The organism is Providencia sp. PROV174 (genome assembly GCF_028480685.1).
In the GTDB taxonomy this organism is placed as follows: domain Bacteria; phylum Pseudomonadota; class Gammaproteobacteria; order Enterobacterales; family Enterobacteriaceae; genus Providencia; species Providencia rettgeri.
Genome location: NZ_JAMPOT010000010.1, coordinates 146,846 through 164,905, shown reverse-complemented (window position 1 = coordinate 164,905; position 18,060 = coordinate 146,846). Strand labels below are relative to the sequence as shown.

The 18,060-nt window shown below is 36.3% G+C and carries 17 protein-coding genes; 10 read left to right on the top strand and 7 right to left on the bottom strand.

Going from position 1 to position 18,060, the window contains the following annotated elements; genetic code table 11:
• Positions 1 to 36: 36 nt before the first annotated feature.
• Positions 37 to 924 (bottom strand): aminoglycoside 6-adenylyltransferase, encoded by an 888-nt coding sequence (locus PSE60_RS10895; RefSeq protein ID WP_272665431.1) that lies wholly within the window; start codon positions 922 to 924, stop codon positions 37 to 39.
• Between the two features lie 420 nt (positions 925 to 1,344).
• Here PSE60_RS10895 and PSE60_RS10890 point away from each other — a divergent pair, with 420 nt between their 5' ends.
• From PSE60_RS10890 to aroG, 4 genes are all read left to right on the top strand, one after another.
• Positions 1,345 to 2,190: a hypothetical protein gene (locus tag PSE60_RS10890; RefSeq protein ID WP_272665430.1), complete on the top strand. Its 846-nt coding sequence runs from the start codon at positions 1,345 to 1,347 to the stop codon at positions 2,188 to 2,190.
• 498 nt (positions 2,191 to 2,688) lie between these two features.
• Positions 2,689 to 3,729, top strand: a complete 1,041-nt coding sequence (gene nadA / locus PSE60_RS10885; protein ID WP_272665429.1) for a quinolinate synthase NadA — start codon at positions 2,689 to 2,691, stop codon at positions 3,727 to 3,729.
• A 65-nt stretch (positions 3,730 to 3,794) separates the two neighbouring features.
• Entirely contained in the window at positions 3,795 to 4,517 is a 723-nt protein-coding gene (gene pnuC, locus PSE60_RS10880; RefSeq protein WP_210840397.1) for a nicotinamide riboside transporter PnuC, read from the top strand.
• Between the two features lie 356 nt (positions 4,518 to 4,873).
• Positions 4,874 to 5,929 carry a 3-deoxy-7-phosphoheptulonate synthase AroG gene (gene aroG / locus PSE60_RS10875; protein ID WP_272665428.1) on the top strand — a complete coding sequence of 352 codons (1,056 nt, stop codon included), beginning with the start codon at positions 4,874 to 4,876 and terminating at the stop codon, positions 5,927 to 5,929.
• 67 nt (positions 5,930 to 5,996) lie between these two features.
• Here the strand turns inward: aroG and PSE60_RS10870 are convergent, their stop codons facing one another.
• The 5 genes from PSE60_RS10870 to PSE60_RS10850 all read right to left on the bottom strand — a co-directional run bounded on the left by PSE60_RS10870 (position 5,997) and on the right by PSE60_RS10850 (position 8,486).
• Complete coding sequence (locus PSE60_RS10870; RefSeq protein WP_272665427.1) at positions 5,997 to 6,737, bottom strand: hypothetical protein; 741 nt, start codon at positions 6,735 to 6,737, stop codon at positions 5,997 to 5,999.
• Between the two features lie 118 nt (positions 6,738 to 6,855).
• Positions 6,856 to 7,302 carry a hypothetical protein gene (locus PSE60_RS10865; protein ID WP_272665426.1) on the bottom strand — a complete coding sequence of 149 codons (447 nt, stop codon included), beginning with the start codon at positions 7,300 to 7,302 and terminating at the stop codon, positions 6,856 to 6,858.
• Between the two features lie 60 nt (positions 7,303 to 7,362).
• A complete protein-coding gene (locus PSE60_RS10860) occupies positions 7,363 to 7,794 on the bottom strand; it encodes a hypothetical protein (RefSeq protein WP_272665425.1) in 432 nt (143 codons plus the stop codon).
• A 13-nt stretch (positions 7,795 to 7,807) separates the two neighbouring features.
• Positions 7,808 to 8,149, bottom strand: a complete 342-nt coding sequence (locus tag PSE60_RS10855) for a hypothetical protein (RefSeq protein ID WP_272665424.1) — start codon at positions 8,147 to 8,149, stop codon at positions 7,808 to 7,810.
• A gap of 19 nt (positions 8,150 to 8,168) precedes the next feature.
• Positions 8,169 to 8,486, bottom strand: coding sequence for a hypothetical protein (locus PSE60_RS10850; RefSeq protein WP_272665423.1), 318 nt, complete (start codon positions 8,484 to 8,486; stop codon positions 8,169 to 8,171).
• A gap of 217 nt (positions 8,487 to 8,703) precedes the next feature.
• Here PSE60_RS10850 and PSE60_RS10845 point away from each other — a divergent pair, with 217 nt between their 5' ends.
• Positions 8,704 to 10,038 (top strand): metallophosphoesterase, encoded by a 1,335-nt coding sequence (locus PSE60_RS10845; RefSeq protein WP_272665422.1) that lies wholly within the window; start codon positions 8,704 to 8,706, stop codon positions 10,036 to 10,038.
• Between the two features lie 103 nt (positions 10,039 to 10,141).
• Here the strand turns inward: PSE60_RS10845 and gpmA are convergent, their stop codons facing one another.
• Positions 10,142 to 10,894 (bottom strand): 2,3-diphosphoglycerate-dependent phosphoglycerate mutase, encoded by a 753-nt coding sequence (gpmA, locus tag PSE60_RS10840; RefSeq protein ID WP_210840485.1) that lies wholly within the window; start codon positions 10,892 to 10,894, stop codon positions 10,142 to 10,144.
• A 909-nt stretch (positions 10,895 to 11,803) separates the two neighbouring features.
• Here gpmA and PSE60_RS10835 point away from each other — a divergent pair.
• The 5 genes from PSE60_RS10835 (at position 11,804) to PSE60_RS10815 (ending at position 17,943) form a co-directional block, all read left to right on the top strand.
• A complete protein-coding gene (locus tag PSE60_RS10835; RefSeq protein WP_272665421.1) occupies positions 11,804 to 12,250 on the top strand; it encodes a hypothetical protein in 447 nt (148 codons plus the stop codon).
• 22 nt (positions 12,251 to 12,272) lie between these two features.
• A complete protein-coding gene (locus PSE60_RS10830; protein WP_210840288.1) occupies positions 12,273 to 12,593 on the top strand; it encodes a PTS fructose transporter subunit IIB in 321 nt (106 codons plus the stop codon).
• The gene (locus PSE60_RS10825; RefSeq protein WP_210840287.1) at positions 12,580 to 13,698 is read left to right on the top strand and encodes a PTS fructose transporter subunit IIC; all 1,119 of its coding nucleotides are present in this window, start codon (positions 12,580 to 12,582) and stop codon (positions 13,696 to 13,698) included. Before PSE60_RS10830 ends, PSE60_RS10825 begins: the two co-directional genes overlap by 14 nt.
• 92 nt (positions 13,699 to 13,790) lie before the next feature.
• Positions 13,791 to 16,376, top strand: a complete 2,586-nt coding sequence (locus tag PSE60_RS10820; RefSeq protein WP_272665420.1) for a glycoside hydrolase family 38 C-terminal domain-containing protein — start codon at positions 13,791 to 13,793, stop codon at positions 16,374 to 16,376.
• 16 nt (positions 16,377 to 16,392) lie between these two features.
• Positions 16,393 to 17,943: a fructose PTS transporter subunit IIA gene (locus tag PSE60_RS10815; RefSeq protein ID WP_272665419.1), complete on the top strand. Its 1,551-nt coding sequence runs from the start codon at positions 16,393 to 16,395 to the stop codon at positions 17,941 to 17,943.
• The last annotated feature ends 117 nt before the right edge of the window (positions 17,944 to 18,060 follow it).

Below are 18,060 nucleotides of genomic sequence, written 5' to 3'. Positions count from 1 at the left end.
ACAATGAAAGCACTGCATTCCTTCGCTGTACTTTATTTATTTTATTTCACCGGTTTCTGGGAGTAAGGCGTTATCTTGCAAAATACCAATGAGCAGTTCTTGCATTTTCTCAGCCATAATCTGCATATTATTGCGGCCTTGAAGGCTCGCGAGCTCGGTAGTTACTTCACTAAAGCAACGCATTAAGCACTGAAGAGACAATGCTGAGCTCTGTGCAGTCCCACAATTAAAGATAACTTCTAGCGCTTCAATATAGGGTTTAGGCATCCACTCATGATAATTACGTCCTTTATACCAAACATCGCACATTGGAGCATTTTTGATAAAAACTAATTGTTCTAATAATTGTAGGAAATACTGCTTCATATCCGTACTTCTTGACCAGGCGACCCACAATTCATCACGAGTTAAAGCTATGGTAACTTGATGTGCTTCATGCCAAAAATCAGAGACCACCTCAGTGAATTGCTCCACAGTTAATTGAGGTGGAGCAAATACTTGTTGGTTAGCACTTTCAGGTAAGCCTTCAGTGATCCCTGTTTTATCGAGTAATACAGTAAAACCACGGGAAAATGTCGCGTCTAAACCTTGCTGCTTCATCTTAGATAATCGCTCAGGCTCAGCAAAAGTGAAATCCACTTTGCGGCCTTCTTCAAAGATCACCAAGCAAGTTGGCCAATCAGGGGCATCCTCTTCAAGATTTAGCAAATGAAGTGCAACCAAAGGTTCACCAAACTGATTTATCCAAGACTTCTGATTGAATATTTCAGATGTACCGTGGCCGATCAGCTCGATATCAATATCGGAATAACTATCAACATGTTGATCTCGCCCTCGAGAGCCGGTTAATACCACAGCTTCAATTCTTGGATCGAGCAATGAAACTGAAATAATTTTATTGATTAATAATGCAGGTGATTCCATAACTGACCTAATGAATTAAGTAAGGATGGCTAAGATACCGATAAAGAGGCAGAAAAGCGAAGCCTCAAACGTAAAAAACATGAAAAGAGTACTTAAATGACCAAGTTTTTTCCGAAGTGAAGGAAAATTGTTAGCGTTTATAGGTGATGTGACAGAAATTAAACTATGTTAGTACCAAAATTGCCTTAATCGCGAAAAGTACATTAGGTTAAACATGGGGATGGAAAAAGTACCGTGGTGATATCGCTAATGTAAACTTAATGTAATTTTTACTTTTTTTGAAAGCCCCCTGAATTTACGCTGTTTTTTATTATCTGTAGCTATATTTATAAACTATTGTTTCCATATATTATATATTAAAATAAAATTTGTATTTTATTTCTTATCAAATTATTATTTGTTTTTTTAAAGGGAATTAAAATGAAAATAAGTGTATCAAAACGAGATAAATATTTTTTGGAATTAAAAGATTATCATGAATCCATAAATGGAAATATAAAAGAACTTCATGTAGAACTAGATACATTAACTGAACAAATTTTAAAAATAGAAACTGAACACGAGAGTATATTCCTTGCCGAAAATTATAATTTGGAAAGCAAACTAACATATGTTGAATATATTCAATCTAAAATATATATTGATAGAGTTAAAGTTTATATTCATACCGTTAAGGATGCTCTAGGTAAATATCAAAAACTGCAAGATGAATTGAACTTTTATATTAAAAACCCAGAAGAGATAAAAAATATTACACCAAATATCGCTGAGTGCTATGGCAATGTGACAGAAAGTATTCGTAATTATCCATACATTAGCTCTAGATTACACCAGTTATTATCCACATTTGACTCCAAGGTTAGCCAGTTGATCACTGATGCTAAAGAATATACTTTAACTTTTCACTCTTCCTTGGCGGATATAAGATACAGTGCAAATGATATATCTTATTCGATAGGGAGTTTACAGCAATATAAACAATCGGATGAGGAATTAGAGATTAATAATGCTGAGAATGATGAGATTGAAATTGTCACTGAGTATAGACAAGAAATGGATATGTCGAGTGATAAACTAATACAAGATAGTACTAAAGAGGGAGGAGCTATCAGTTACGAAAATAAAATAAAATCTGAATTACATATTGAGAGTGGAAATTTAACCGAGAATATTGCAGGGTTTTATAGCAGAGAGCAAATTCTATCTAATATAGTAAGTCAGAATAATATTATAGAATCCATTCTTCTACCTATACCAATATATTAGTTGCATATCTTCCTTTGATTTATCATACCTGCCTACAGTACAAGTCGGCAGGTTGTAACTTTTTTATTTCATGACATTTATACCCGTAACCATTCAAGTTGCAGGGTATTTCGTTGAGGTATAAGTGACTACGCTCGCCAAGCCACAGAATTTACCTATGCACCTCGCCTATTTTCCTTGTCGCCTGCCCGCAACTCGAATTATTGGAGGATATAAAATTAACGTGTACGATCCCTATTACATATACAAGTTAACCTCTTAATTAAACACCATCTATTGATAAATCAAAGAGCAATCAACTTTTGCTTTCATGCAGGGTATATCCTTTGAGGTGAATCGCTAAAGGGGAGGAAGTGATGCTAGATAAGTAAAAATAGTGAAGACTTATTGAGCAAACTAGCGTATCGTGTTTAGTATATAAAACAAATTTTGTAAATTTAGGCGGTTTTTAGCTTTATTTAACTATTAAAATCGCTTTATGCTAAACAGAGGCAAGAAATGAGCGTGTTTATCGATTTTGAGCAGTCAGTTTACCCATTCCCAGCAAAACCTGCACGACTAAGCTCGGATGAAAAAACTTTTTATCGTGAGCGGATAAAATCGCTATTAGTGGAAAAAAACGCAGTTATCGTCGCACATTACTATACCGACCCTGAGATTCAAGCTCTTGCAGAAGAAACTGGGGGCTGTGTTGCAGATTCACTCGAAATGGCGCGTTTTGGTGCAAAGCATTCCGCTTCAACATTGGTTGTCGCTGGGGTCAAGTTTATGGGGGAAACGGCAAAAATACTGAGTCCTGAAAAAAATGTATTAATGCCAACGTTAGATGCACAATGTTCTTTAGATATCGGCTGCCCAGAAGAAGAATTCATCCGTTTTTGTGATCAACACCCAGATAGGACGGTTGTCGTTTATGCAAATACTTCAGCGGCGGTTAAAGCAAGGGCTGATTGGGTTGTTACCTCAAGTATTGCTGTGGAATTGATTGAACACTTAGACAGCTTAGGTGAAAAAATTATTTGGGCTCCTGACCGCCACTTAGGTCGTTATGTACAGCAGCAAACTGGTGCTGATATTTTGTGTTGGCAAGGTGCGTGCATTGTTCATGATGAATTCAAAACACAGTCATTAGAAAAAATGAAAGCACTGTATCCCGAAGCCGCGGTATTGGTACACCCTGAATCACCACAAGCGATTGTCGACCTAGCGGATGCGGTTGGTTCAACTAGTCAACTAATTAAAGCAGCACAAAATTTACCTAACCCATCGATGATAGTGGCGACGGATAAAGGTATTTTTTACAAAATGCAGCAAGCTTGCCCCGAGAAGACGCTTTACATCGCTCCAACAGCGGGTGAGGGCGCCACATGCCGTACTTGTGCACATTGCCCTTGGATGGCAATGAATGGCTTAAAAGCGATTACTGACGCCTTAGAAGGGAATACGCAAGATCATCAAATTCATGTCAGTGAGATATTACGAGAAAAAGCATTACGACCATTAAATAAGATGCTAGATTTCGCAGAGAGTCTAAAATAATAAATACAATTTTAATGAAGTACTGGGCAATACAACATTAACGATCACTTATAAAGGATTTTGGGATGGATTTCTTTAGTACAGCCAATACGTTAGTGCAGATCCCGCTATGGGGTTCAGTTTATGATTTATCTTACATTGAAGCGGTGGGGACTATTGCCGGCTTACTTTGTATCTTACTTGCCAGCCTAGAAAAAACGATTAATTATCTGTTTGGGTTAATTAACGTTTCTCTATTTGCAGTTATTTTCTTTCAAATTCAATTATATGCAAACCTGTTGCTACAGATATTTTTCTTTGTCGCCAATATCTACGGTTGGTATGCATGGAGTCGGGTCACCAGTTCACAGCAAGCAGAGCTAAAAATTCGTTGGTTGAGCTTACCAAAAGCGGCTATAACACTGGTTATTTCAGTCGTTGCTATTATTTATCTCACATTTAATATTGATGCAGTATTTGGTGTACTTGCAAGATGGGCAGTCGAATTATTAAATCTGTTTGGTGCCAACCTTGCGATGCCTACGATAGAACCAGATGCATTCCCATTCTGGGATTCTGCAATGACTATTCTTTCCGTTGTCGCAATGATTTTAATGACACGTAAATATGTTGAAAACTGGTTATTGTGGGTCATTATTAACGTAATTAGTATTGTTATTTTCTTTATTCAAGGTGTTTATGCGATGTCTTTAGAATACTTAATTTTGTTAGGTATCGCAGTCAATGGCTCCAGACTTTGGATAAAATCAGCTAAAGAGAATGGCTCCTCACCAATTTCGCGTGTTTAGCCAGAAAAAATCCGATAAAACGGCTAAAGTGACATCATCGTTGTTTAGCCGTTTTAGTTATTCTTTGCTCTGCCAAATGGGTTTTTAGCCTGTTTATTGTGCTAAATATCAGCCTTTCACCTCATTTTATAATTAACGATTAATAAAACCATGGTTTTATCGTGCGTTTGCCTGTTTACAGACTTCGGTTGAACAGTTAGATTAAAAATTCGATGCTAATTATCTTGTAAGTTTTTTTAAGCCCAGTGAAGTCATTCACCGCTCCGCTCAACGCTTTACTCAAGCGCAGTAACTTGGGAGAAACCTAGCATGCAAATCAACTACAGTAAAAAATAATAAACATTGGATATACGGGTATGAATTATCAGAACGATGACGTCAGAATAAAACAAATAAAAGAACTATTACCACCTATTGCTCTGCTTGAAAAATTTCCAGCAACCGATAAAGCTGCGTTTACCGTTCATGAAGCCCGCCTCGCTATCCACAACATTTTAGCAGGCAAGGACGACCGCTTGGTTGTCGTCATCGGGCCTTGCTCAATCCATGATACTAAAGCCGCTTTGGAATACGCTGAACGTTTAGGTAAATTGCGTGAAGAACTTAAAGGTTCTTTGGAAATTGTCATGCGTGTGTATTTTGAAAAGCCGCGCACCACAGTGGGTTGGAAAGGGCTAATCAACGACCCTAAAATGGATTGTAGCTTCGATATTAATGAAGGTTTACGTATTGCTCGTGAATTGTTGCTGACTATCAATAACCAAGGCTTACCAACAGCGGGTGAGTTTTTAGATGTTATCAGCCCGCAATACGTAGCAGATTTAATGAGTTGGGGGGCCATTGGTGCTCGTACCACGGAATCACAAATTCACCGTGAGCTAGCGTCTGGTTTATCTTGCCCTGTTGGCTTTAAAAACGGTACAGATGGTACGATTAAAGTAGCAATTGATGCCATTAACTCTGCGCGTTCTGCCCACTGTTTCTTATCAGTGACCAAGTGGGGCCACTCTGCGATAGTAAATACGAGCGGTAACCCTGACTGCCATATTATTTTGCGTGGTGGTAAAGAGCCGAATTACAGTGCTAAACATGTACAAGAAGTACGTGAAGGGCTGGAAAAAGCAGGGCTTGTACCGAGTATCATGATTGACTTTAGTCATGCAAATAGCTCTAAGAAATTCGAAAAACAAATGGAAGTCGCAACGGATGTTTGCAAGCAAGTCAGCCAAGGTGACCGTTCAATTACAGGGATTATGATTGAAAGTAACCTTGTTGAAGGTAACCAAAACTTAGAATCGGGCGAGCCATTAGTTTATGGTAAAAGTGTCACTGATGCATGTATTGGTTGGGATGATACTGAAAAAGTATTACGTCAATTATCTGATGCGGTGATTGCCCGTCGTAATCGATAAGATTTAGTCATAATAAAGCCAGTTATCGCGATGAAAGAATCTCGTTAAACTGGCTTTATCATTTTATTTATTTTTGAATTCTATTTAATAACTCTTCTAGTTTAGCTTGCTCTTCAGGTGTTGCATTCGCTGGCGTTGCCGTTAATTGCAATACTTCATTGTCGGTCTGAACATCGAAATGCACTTTTCCTTTTTCACCTTTCACGTAAGTGACATCTTTTAATGGTATACGGTAACAATGTGCAAAAATATTTGGGCGAATATAAAAATATGAGTCTTTAACCGCTAAATAGATATTGTCACTAGCCTTTCTACCAAAGTAACCAAGAAAAATGGTAAAAACAAACAAGAACATCCCTAAGCTTTGGCTCAATATAATAAAAGTGATACTGATTAAACCAAGTGCACCGACTAAAATACGGTTATTACGTTTGTTGAACTCAACACGTTGGTCAAATTGAACATTTAAAGAGGTATCAAATTGGTTTAGTTGATGATAGCGCCAGCGGATCGCAGAGAAAATCATTCCCATGGTAAATACAATGGTGATTGGCATTAATGCTAGGCTACTTAATACCGCAAGGACAATGGATAACCGAGGTTTATAAGTCATCATCATCATACTAATAATTTGTACGGGAAAGCTGACACAAGCAATGATCATCAAGGTTTTCATCAGCTCAGCATTCGCTGCACCGTTTGAACCATCAACGACTAATTCGCCACCTTGGATCATATACAGCAGAGAACCCAAAATACTGGCGCTGAATACAAGACCAACCCAAACATACATATTAAATTTGTTCATTATTTATTCTATAAACTGAGTGGACAATACCCCATATGATAATCGGTTATTTATATTTTCAACATAGCTGACACTATAATTTTGGTAATTTCGTGTAAATACATCAAATAAAATGAATTTACAGCGGTTTCTTGGGAGCTTTATAGGTTAAGGTGTAGGTTTCTGGTTTAGACCAAGAGGCAAATAGAAAAATATCAAATGAAGGAATTATGCAAATAGATAAAAAACCGTTATCTAGCCATCTAATATTATGGTTAAAATATTCTTTTGATTCATAAATGTTATCATCGGGCATGACGCATGAAAAATGCCAATAGTCTGATGCGCCTTCACCAATTGTTTTAGAAACAGAATACTCAAAATCGATTAAGGTAGAACTTTGAAATACAGAGAGTGATCCAATCAAAACATCGGTTCTTTGGCAACCGGAGGCTTTATGACGAATAACAATATTTCTTATATTAAATGTACACATATTAGTAATTGACAGTTGTCCTTTACGAATAGTCGTAGTTCTTGAATTAATATTATTATGTTCTGAAATTATTTTTCTTGATAAAGGCATGAATTTATTTTTCCTAATAAATAATTATAACATTTAGTTGTTTATATTTTTAGTACTAGCTTAATTTATTAAAGATTCATAACAACCTAAACTATTTGAAAAAAACACCCTTGCATAATTATCTTCATTAATAGTACCAAGCTCAGTTGGGTCTAAGTGTAATGAAATTAAAACTAAACCATTGTCATTAGGGGATATATTACAATAAAAATTATTTTTTCCCTTTGAAGTAATAATGACATCACTGTTAGACCATGTCCATTCAACACTAATTTGCCAATAATCAAAACTAATGTGACTATCTGTATATGTAAATTTGGTATGTCCTACTACTTTTAAAGGTTCAGGATTATCGACGATTAAAGTTTTACCTACCATTCGGTCATTATAATATTCTATCTTTACTCTTTTTATTTTTTTTCTATCTCCTGTCATGTTTATAATGGCCATAGTGCCAGGAAGATATATTCTATTATCTGCATAGAGATTCATTTTTTTCCTAAAATTAATAACGTATTGTTGATGTTACACCCGCAATTTGATCATCTACACAGCGAGTAATCGTAATTGCATTTTCTTTGGTATAAGATGAAAGCAATAAATCAAACATTGCTTTTCCATTTTCATCATTAATTTTTCGATAAACAGAAATTGGAGTTGTGTCAGTACTATTAATTTTTAATGTAATAGAGACATTAGCATCTTCCCCATTATCAACACCAACAGAAATCGATTTTATATACCCCGATTTATCTTTAGATGAGGAGCAGTTTTTATATAATGCAGCATGCGATTTAATTGATACTGTCGATAGCACAATCGCGGTTATTAACATAGATCTTTTCATGATATCCTCTCTTCAGTAATTAGTTTTTAATAACACCGATTGAACATCTTATATTCTTTTCTGATTCATATATTTCGTACGACTTTTCCATCGATAATATTGCCAAGTTAATAAATGATAATACTCGACTACTAACAGCGCCATCTATATCTTCACAGTAAAATTCTTCACCAGTATTTGTTTTAATTGATATCTGTGTCTGGCTATCATGCTGCCCCATATTGACTTGTAAATACTGAACGAATCCTTTTTTCTCAATATTTTTTATCTCACGGGCATGTATTGAAGTATTGAATAATATTAAAAAGGCGAGTGCGACTACTTGTATTGTTTTCATATGTCTCCAGAATTATTTGTAAGTTAACACTAATGTTAAAATAGCTATTTAACATTATATTCAACCAATTATTTGGTGATATCAACTTCAATTTTTGTTTTTAGATAATAAATTTTGATGCTAAATGTTTTGGTGGGATATATAAGTATTATAGTGAATTTACATTCTCATTAAATACACTTATGAAAAAAAACAAGTTAAATATTAAGGTGGTTAAATGAAATTTAATTATTTCTCGTTGATAGTTGTATTGTTTTTTTCTTTCTTTTTAACAGGGTGTGTTAGTCAGTTTAATAAAGTAAAGCCAAATAACTCTAATCAAAGAGCTTACAATACAAATTACCAAATTACAGTCTATAATAACAGTGGGAGTAATATTAATGTGATAGATAAGAAAATTATAATTGGAGGATGGCATAAAGAACCCGCTCCAGAAATAAAAATTAATGGAAGTGATTTGTTTATGCCTATTTGGTTTGCAAATGCAGGTGCTGAAGGTTATGTTGAATATTCAATTTATAAAGGTTCATTCAAAATTCATTGGAAGTATACGAAGTCAGGAAATCGACATAATTGGGTAGAGGTAAATGATCCACATGGATTATATAATATATCATGCCATAATTGTAATAGAAGTAATCTATTTAGCGTATATGTTACTCAAGTTAAAGAAATTGAAAGTTATAATATATTGATTATGTCAGACCCTCAAGCTTGGCGATTAGAAAATGGCATAGACCCGAATAAAGATCGAAAAGAGTGGGAAGAAGTGAACCAAAAGGTATCGGACAGTATTAATATATTAAATGATCATCATAAGATAAAGTTTGGGATTGTGAACGGGGATATCACTGAATTTGGTAGACAAAAAACGTGGGCAAGCTTTGATGAAATTTATACGAATAACATTAATTTTCCATTATACATAGGATTAGGTAATCACGACTATGCAAATAATTTTAATGATTGTTGGGGAAATAATTGTGCTAGAAATTCTTTTTTAGAATTAATAAGACGAATAAATGTTAATTATAAATATACATTAGAAAATTTTAATTTTGACTATGATGAGAAAAAAAGGATAGGGAGTGGCGCTTATTCATGGGATATGGGAGATATTCATTATGTCCAACTGAATAATTACCCCACTTACTTTGAAAATTCGGGAAGTGTAAAGGTGACAAAATCAACGGAGTGGTTAGATAAAGATTTATCTGAAGCATATCGTAGAGGGAAGGTGACTATTTTAAATTTTCATGATTCCTATGCTCACATTGCAGAAAAAAAATATACATCAGATAAAGAGAAAGAAAAATTAGAAAAAATGATTAAAGATTATAATGTGATAGCTATTTTTTCAGGACATTCTCATCTTTCAGGTTTTACAGTAGGTTATCTTCGAGGAGTAATAAATTACGACAGTGGAGCCTTGTTTAAAGGGGATTATTTATTGGTTTCTGTCACCGACAAGTGCATTGAGGTTGAGGTATACAACGGCTTTAGTGGCCAACCTGAGAGAGTCAAGTACTTAGGAAAGGAGTGTAGAAACTAGATTTTGACTTAAATTCGAAACTTTTTAGTTGTCACTCTAGTTTTTTACAGTGTAAAAAAGGTTGAGCTTATGCCCAACCTTTTATTAAAAATAAAGTCAGTAATTACTTCGCTTTACCTTGGTTTGCAACTGCAGCTTGTTTAGCAGCGATTTCATCTTGGTTACCTAAGTAGTAACGTTTGATTGGTTTCATGTTTTCATCGAATTCATAAACCATTGGAACCGCAGTTGGGATATTCAGGTTCAGAATTTCATCTTCACCCATGTTATCCAAGTATTTGACTAAGGCACGTAGTGAATTACCATGGGCCGCAATGATGACTTTTTCACCGCTAGCAACGCGAGGCTTAATTACTTCTTCCCAGTAAGGGACAACGCGCTCGATAGTGGTTGCTAAGCTTTCAGTGACAGGTAATTCTTTGTCTGACAATTTTGCATAACGTGGATCATGGCCAGGGTAACGTTCATCATCTTTAGTCAGATCTGGTGGTGTGATCGCAAAACCACGACGCCATAATTTAACTTGTTCATCACCATATTTTGCCGCAGTTTCTGATTTATCTAACCCTTGCAGTGCACCGTAATGGCGTTCGTTCAGTTTCCAGCTTTTTTCAACGGGTAACCATTGCTGTTCAACTTGATCAAGGATGTTCCATAAAGTATGGATAGCACGCTTCAGAACAGAAGTATAAGCAAAATCAAAAACAAAACCTTCGTCTTTTAGCAGTTGGCCTGCAATTTTTGCTTCTTCGCGGCCTTTATCAGACAGTTCTACGTCAGTCCAACCTGTGAAGCGGTTCTCTTTGTTCCACTCACTTTCACCGTGTCTTACTAAAACCAGTTTAGTTACAGCCATAGCTAAAACTCCTATCAGTACATTCTAATTAGAAATGAATTGTTGCTGACCTACATTATAGGGATAGTCAACTTGAACGCCAGTAGCAACTTGCGTTTTCTCCCTATCTATGTGAAAAACAAATTTTACATGAGGGTAATGACTTGTTTTCTAGCTTCGTAGATTCTGCGAATACTCTAAATTTAACTCGAATTGAATCGATACAGCAAGCGATAAAATGACGGTTCGTACATTCTTATGATGGATATCAAGCAAAGTGCCTAATAATTTTAAGGCAAAGAACCGGCGGTTGATTGTTTTTTACAAATTGCTGACGATTGCTGTTTAAACCGAGTTTGTTTTTTCACCATAAGTTTTTTGTTCGGTGATTGAAGTACACTGATTCGTTTGAGCATTGTGTTTAAAATCGTGAGTTTGTAATGGTCTAATGAACTGATAAAATTGAAAATGTTATCAGCTTTTGATGAACTGCATTATCTTCACTTATTGAGTAATATAAATTTAATGAGTTAAGGTTATTCAATGTATCATTATTCTGACCTATCTTAAATTTGTTGTTTTTTAAATTTTTTATTTCATTAAATTTCTTTTAATTAAGCCAATCGGTTGAATCGCATTCTATATAAAAACTCATAAAAATACTTTTTTTGAATTAATATAAAAAATGCAGATTAATAATTCATATTATTGCGGAATTTACAGTTTTTTATTCTTTCACCTTTTTGGCTAAAAAATATTTTTAAAATTTAATCTAAGCCATTAATAATCAATTTATTATTAATTAACAAAAGCCGTTAATAAGGTTTTGATGGTTTTAATTTTTATTTATTTTAATAAATGAGGGTGGAATCACAGTAATTTTTTCTTTTATACGATTAGAATGATATAAATTTCTAAAGGGGAAACACGATGTCTTTACATTTTGCTTCATTTTTTAAGGCCTGCATTTTATTTTTGCTGTCACTTGATAGCAAAATGAAGGCTTTATTGAGCAAAATTTGCTGGTTTGTTCCCGTTACCTCTTTAGAAAAAGACGAATCCGAATACCCTAACCAATTAGAGAGCGATTTTTCAGTTAATTGGTCGCAATTATGGCTGAGTGCACAGACGCTTTATACCGCAGTATTTGCTAGTGACGTGATTAAAGTAGAAAGAAAGTGTTACGCTAAGTCATTAATATCATTGAATATTCGTAAGCGTTACGAATTGCTATTTTTGTTCCTTGTTTCTAGTTTACGTCACATGATGACTTGCCGTCATTCTAGTGGTGCACCTGGAAATTTGGCTAATTTAACTTTAATTGTCTTTCAAAAGCACAATGCGCGTTTTCGCCATTGTGCTTTTTTTATTACCTGAATTAAATTTTTAAGGAGTTGTTATGTTTATTATCTGTGTCGCTGCTTGTCCTACTGGTGTTGCTCATACTTACATGGCAGCGGAAGCATTGGATATCGTAGGGAAAAAACGCGGTCACGAAATCAAAGTTGAGACCCAAGGGAGTATGGGAATTGAAAATGAAATTACCAGTGATGACTTAGCAAGAGCAGATGCAGTCATTTTGGCTGCTGATGTCGCCGTTATTAATAGGGAACGATTTGATGGAATGATTAAGCTTGAATGTAGCGTTGCTGATCCAATTAAGCATGGCGATGCAATTATTGATGCCATCGAGGAGGAAATGAAGAATGGGGCAGTTTAATGGTACATCTAAATTAGGTATTGGTACGGAAATTAAAAATGCCATTATGACAGGTGTGTCATGGATGCTGCCATTTGTGATTGCTGGTGCGGTAATTATGGGGATAGCGCGTATTGGCGCATCTTTATATGGTATTGATAATATTTGGGATGCAAGCCATCAGGAAGCGACAAATTTTGTGGTGCAAATGCTTCATAAATTTGATGGCTTTGGTGGGTTAGCGTTATCACTCATGTTACCCATTGTTGCGGGTTATATCAGTTTTGCGATTGCGAATAAACCTGGACTAGCGCCAGGCATGGTCGGTGGCCTATTGGCCAGCAATTTAGGGACGGGGTTTTTAGGTGCGTTAGCGGCAGGGTTTATTGCGGGTTACATTGTTCGTTTATTAGCGAAGTATACGAAATTACCTAAATCACTTGCATCAGCAGGACCTATTTTTATTTTGCCAGTCGGGGGTACATTACTCACTTGTATTATTATGGCATTTGTGATTGGTGCACCTTTAGCGGCACTTAATCATGGTATGGAACAATGGCTTTTATCAATGTCGGGGTCTAATAAAGTTATTCTTGCTGCCGTTATCGGTGCAATGGTTGGATTTGACCTTGGTGGTCCAGTTAATAAAGCGGCTGTAACTACTGCAATGGCATTATTAGCATCGGAAATTTATGAGCCAAATACTGCGGCTCAAGTGGCTATTATTATTCCCCCAATTGGCATTGGCTTAGCAACGTTAATTTGGGCAAAACGTTTTCCTGAGTCATTACGAGAGGCTGGTAAAGCGTCGACATTAATGGGGTTAATTGGTGTTTCAGAGGGGGCAATTCCATTTGCGCTGGCAAATCCAAAAATTATTATTATCAATATAGTTGGTGCAGCAACAGGTGCGGCGATGGCAGTTGGTTTAGGTGCGATAAACCATGCACCTATTTCAGGTTTTTATGGTTGGTTGGCTGTAGATAAATGGCCAATATATATATTGTCTGTTGCCGTGGGATCCGCAATTATTACCATTGGTTCCTTATTAATATTTCGTGGTAATGAACCGATAGAAACTAAAAAAACAGAGACGGCGACTCCTAAATTTAAAGTCGGACGTTAATCGAATTTTTATATTATTAATATTGTGCTGTGTTAATTAGCGTGAATAACGTGATGGATTCGCTCGGCTAAAAAATATTCAAAGGTTATATAATGAAAACTGTACATTTAATTCAACATACACACTGGGATCGTGAATGGTATTTCACGGAGAATGATTCCAAAATTATTCTTTATTATTTTATGAATGATTTAATAAAACATTTAGCAGAAGATCCCACCCTTGGACCATTTGTATTGGATGGGCAAACTGTCGTGTTGGAAGACTATTTACAGGTTGCGTCAGAACAACGTGAGAGCCTACTAAAATTAATTAAACAAGGCCGAATTCTTATTGGGCCTTGGTATACACAAACGGATTTTTTAGTGGTGGGAGCCGAATCCATTACGCGTAATTTATTATTGGGCAAAGCCGATTGTGAACAATGGGAAAACTATATGTCAATAGGCTATGTGCCTGATTCATTTGGACAAAGTGCACAGCTTCCAATGTTTTTACAAGAGTTTGGCATTAACCATGCGGTGGTATGGCGCGGCTGGTGTGAACATGATGTTGCCAGTAGTGAATTTATTTGGAAATCTCAATCAGGCCATCGAGTCACTACGGCGGTATTACCTTGGGGGTATGGTTGTGCGAAATGGTTGCCTGATAACCCAGAAAAAGCGTCAGCTGTTTTACCAGCAATCTTAGAAAAACAGGCTCGGTTTGCTTATTCGGACCAAATATTGTTACCTAATGGTAATGACCAGTCGCCATTCGAGTATGCCGTTCCCGGGATGCTTGAGCAGCTAAACAAAGCACAAAATGACTATTATTTTGTCAAAAGCAGCTTTAGTGCATTTTTTGATGCGCTTCAAGCTAATAGTTCGGTATTACCTGAATTTGAAGGTGAATTACTGAGCCCGAAATATATGCGTGTCCACCGTGGTATTTTTTCTACACGGGTGGATATCAAATTATTAAATGCGCAGTTAGAGCAATTTGTTAGCCAACAACTCGAGCCACTTTTGGCGATTAATTGGCGGCTTGGTTTGCCTTATCCACAAACCGCGATTGATAATATTTGGCGCAAAGCGATGCAGTCGCATGCCCACGACAGTATTGGTGGGTGTAACTCTGATCGTGTTAATAGCATGGTAAAAGCGCGCTTAAAAGACGGCTTAGAAAGTGCGAATCAACTGTTTGACTTGAATATGAAGATGCTTGCTCGTGGAATAGAGGCGACCCAAGAAGGTAAAAAAGTAATTATCTTCAATTCGTTGCCACATAAAAGAGATGCGCAGGTTCGCATTACACTTTATACACCTGAAAAGCAATTTTGTATTAAGGACGATGCAGGGATACCTTGCCGCTGGCAACTTATTCGCGAAGAAAAACAAGATATGTCACTGATCGTACAAGAACTGGCAAATAGTACAACAACGACATGGTATCGGAAGTGTGAAATATTACTTGAAGCGAAAGACCTACCTTCCTGTGGTTATCGGACTTTTTATTTACTTGAAGGTGAAAATGCGGGCTTTGACACTCCTACCCATATTCAGGCTGAAAATATATTAGAAAATGAATGGTTGAAGCTCAAAATACATCAAGGGCAGTTGACGCTAACCGATAAACGCAGCCAGCAGCATTATCCGAATATTCTTCGATTAATTGATGGTGGGGACGCAGGGGATAATTATAACTATTCGCCACCTGAAAATGATTGGTTAATCAGTAGTGATGGCCACTTACAGCAATTTGATTGTATCAGGGCGTCTTTAATGGATTCGCTTATGCTTAATTGGCAGATACCCGTTCCTCAAAATGCGGCGGCTCGCCAAGAAAAGCAAGCTAATGCGTATTTAGCAGCTAGCATGAAACTTTCTTTGCCTCATGATAAGGCATGGTTAGATGTTGAAATCACTATCAATAATACGGTCGAAGACCATCGAATTCAGGTAGAGATCCCTACGGCAGTTCAACAGGTATTTCATTTCGCAGACCAACCTTTTGGTTTGATCCAGCGAGAAAATCAGCCAGCTGCCATGAAAATATGGCGAGAAGAAAATTGGACAGAAGCACCAACGGCACTCTATCCAATGCAAAGTTTGGTAATGCAATATGATGATAAAAAAGGTATGTGTGTTGTTACGGAAGGGCTCAGAGAGTATGAGATACCCGCAAACCAAACCGATATTATTCGCGTAACCCTATTGCGTAGTGTGGGTTGGTTAGGCCAAGCCAATCTCACTTGGCGGCCGGGGCGTGCATCGGGAATGGTTTTACCATCACCAGAGTCACAAATTCAGGGGCTCCATCATTTTCATTTTGCTGTACTGCCGATAGACAATGGTCAAAGTGCCCAACTTTGGCGTGATATTGAGCATTGGCGTTTACCTGCATTTGGTTACCTAGATTCTGGTTGGTCTCAATTTAAAACTAATCCTCATTATATTGTTTTTCCTGATATTTATAGTTTGCTGACGTGGGATAGCGAGCTGCATTTCAGCACTTTGAAAAAGGCACAGAACCAAGAATCACTTATTTTACGCGGGTGGAACCCAAGTAGCGAAACCAAAACTTATTCAGAGCCTAAGTCGAATACACGGATACACCAAGTTACTTTATCGGAGTCTACATGCATAAATACAGATAAAGCTGCCCCTTGTACACCTGTGTCTTGGTTAATTGATTAATTAATAAGGAAAAATAATGAAATTACTTACATTTCGTTGTGAGTTACCAAATGGTATTCATGCAAGACCAGCGAGTGCAATTGAGCAAAAAACAGCTTGTTTTCAATCAGATATTTTACTTTTTAATAAAAGCAAACAACGCCAAGCCAATGCGAAAAGTGTGCTGGCTCTTGTTGGTGCAGATGTCGCTGTTGGTGATGAATGTTATTTTGCAATCAGTGGAAATGATGAAAGTTTGGCTTATGAAAAACTAAAGATATTTATTGAGCAAGAGTTTATTCATTGTGATGGATTAATGCCGAAAAAAGATAAACCAGAACAAGGAATGATCCCGAGATACCTGAGCCGGACACTATCCCAAATTATTCAGGGTGACGGTGTTAGCAAAGGTATTGCAAAAGGTAGGGCTATTTATATGGAATCCTTTGATTTACAAAAAATTTCATTGTCAGAGCCATCAAGTTTACAATCAGAGCAATCTGAAATACTAAAACTTGCGTTACAAAGTGCTCGTCAGCAATTTAGTCTAGACATTCAGCAAGCTGATAAAGCAGCGGTTGATATTCTAGAGGCACAAAGCCAATTATTGAATGATGAGGATATTGAAGCGTGCTTGCTTGAACCAAGAGAGGCGCATAATGCGATTGCTGCGTTATCAATGGCAATTGAGGAGCTCAGCTTACCATTTCGAAGCAGTAGTAATGAATATTTACGCCAACGTGAGTTAGATATTAAGGATTTGGGATTGCGTATAGCGAGGCATCTTGGTATCCAATCTAAAATACAACTTCCTAAATTAACAGAAGACTCGATTATTATCTGCCAAGGATTACTAACTCCAAGCGAATTATTGGCATTGAGAGGTGAATATTTGCAAGGTATTGTGATGGCTTCAGGCGCAGAAACATCACATACCGTTATTTTAGCGCAATCTTTCTCTCTTCCTTTAATATGTCTTTCATCCTCTATGATTGAATCAATCCAATCTGCTCATGTTTTATTATTAGATACGCAATGCGATTTATTAATTATTGAACCTGATGTATATGCAGACAATTGGTTCAAGCTTGAAAAAGATAAATTATCTCATTTGTCTATTTTGACTAATAAACCAAAAATTGATTATTCAGTATTGGACCCATCTTTAATTTTTCTTGATGAAAGAATGGAAAGTAAAGAGGAGGTCATTAAACGATTAACTGATAATTTAGAGATTCATCACCGAGCTGACTCAGGAGCACAAGTTGAACAAGCAATATGGCAGAGGGAAGAAATTTTTAGTACTGCATTAGGTTTCTCAATTGCAATACCGCACTGTAAATCACCTTTTGTTAAACATAGTAGTATTTCAGTATTGCGTTTACCGAATGAGCTCGCGTGGGGAGACAATGTTGATGTTAAATTAGTAATTATGCTAACAATTAATGATTCAGATGAAAATCAGCATATGCGAATTTTTTCTGTCCTCGCACGTAAATTAATGCATGAGTCTTTTAGAAATGAAATGTTAAATGCGGAAAAATCAGAAGGTATTGTTGATTTATTAAAGTTGGAATTAGGGATGTGAGATAAAAATATAAAATAAATTTAAATTTTAAATAAAGTTAATTTTCTTTTAAGTTATTTAAAAGGATGGAATGGTTTTTTCAAAAAATAGAAGAGGTATATATAAATAAAAGATAAC

Excerpts from the sequence above, each read along its gene's own strand:
- PSE60_RS10845 (WP_272665422.1), top strand. The coding sequence starts at position 8,704 with ATGAAATTTAATTATTTCTCGTTGATAGTTGTATTGTTTTTTTCTTTC.
- PSE60_RS10835 (WP_272665421.1), top strand. The coding sequence starts at position 11,804 with ATGTCTTTACATTTTGCTTCATTTTTTAAGGCCTGCATTTTATTTTTG.
- PSE60_RS10850 (WP_272665423.1), bottom strand. The coding sequence starts at position 8,486 with ATGAAAACAATACAAGTAGTCGCACTCGCCTTTTTAATATTATTCAAT.
- aroG (WP_272665428.1), top strand. The coding sequence starts at position 4,874 with ATGAATTATCAGAACGATGACGTCAGAATAAAACAAATAAAAGAACTA.
- PSE60_RS10895 (WP_272665431.1), bottom strand. The coding sequence starts at position 924 with ATGGAATCACCTGCATTATTAATCAATAAAATTATTTCAGTTTCATTG.
- PSE60_RS10855 (WP_272665424.1), bottom strand. The coding sequence starts at position 8,149 with ATGAAAAGATCTATGTTAATAACCGCGATTGTGCTATCGACAGTATCA.
- PSE60_RS10860 (WP_272665425.1), bottom strand. The coding sequence starts at position 7,794 with ATGAATCTCTATGCAGATAATAGAATATATCTTCCTGGCACTATGGCC.
- pnuC (WP_210840397.1), top strand. The coding sequence starts at position 3,795 with ATGGATTTCTTTAGTACAGCCAATACGTTAGTGCAGATCCCGCTATGG.
- PSE60_RS10870 (WP_272665427.1), bottom strand. The coding sequence starts at position 6,737 with ATGAACAAATTTAATATGTATGTTTGGGTTGGTCTTGTATTCAGCGCC.
- PSE60_RS10825 (WP_210840287.1), top strand. The coding sequence starts at position 12,580 with ATGGGGCAGTTTAATGGTACATCTAAATTAGGTATTGGTACGGAAATT.
- PSE60_RS10890 (WP_272665430.1), top strand. The coding sequence starts at position 1,345 with ATGAAAATAAGTGTATCAAAACGAGATAAATATTTTTTGGAATTAAAA.
- PSE60_RS10820 (WP_272665420.1), top strand. The coding sequence starts at position 13,791 with ATGAAAACTGTACATTTAATTCAACATACACACTGGGATCGTGAATGG.
- PSE60_RS10815 (WP_272665419.1), top strand. The coding sequence starts at position 16,393 with ATGAAATTACTTACATTTCGTTGTGAGTTACCAAATGGTATTCATGCA.
- PSE60_RS10830 (WP_210840288.1), top strand. The coding sequence starts at position 12,273 with ATGTTTATTATCTGTGTCGCTGCTTGTCCTACTGGTGTTGCTCATACT.
- PSE60_RS10865 (WP_272665426.1), bottom strand. The coding sequence starts at position 7,302 with ATGCCTTTATCAAGAAAAATAATTTCAGAACATAATAATATTAATTCA.
- nadA (WP_272665429.1), top strand. The coding sequence starts at position 2,689 with ATGAGCGTGTTTATCGATTTTGAGCAGTCAGTTTACCCATTCCCAGCA.
- gpmA (WP_210840485.1), bottom strand. The coding sequence starts at position 10,894 with ATGGCTGTAACTAAACTGGTTTTAGTAAGACACGGTGAAAGTGAGTGG.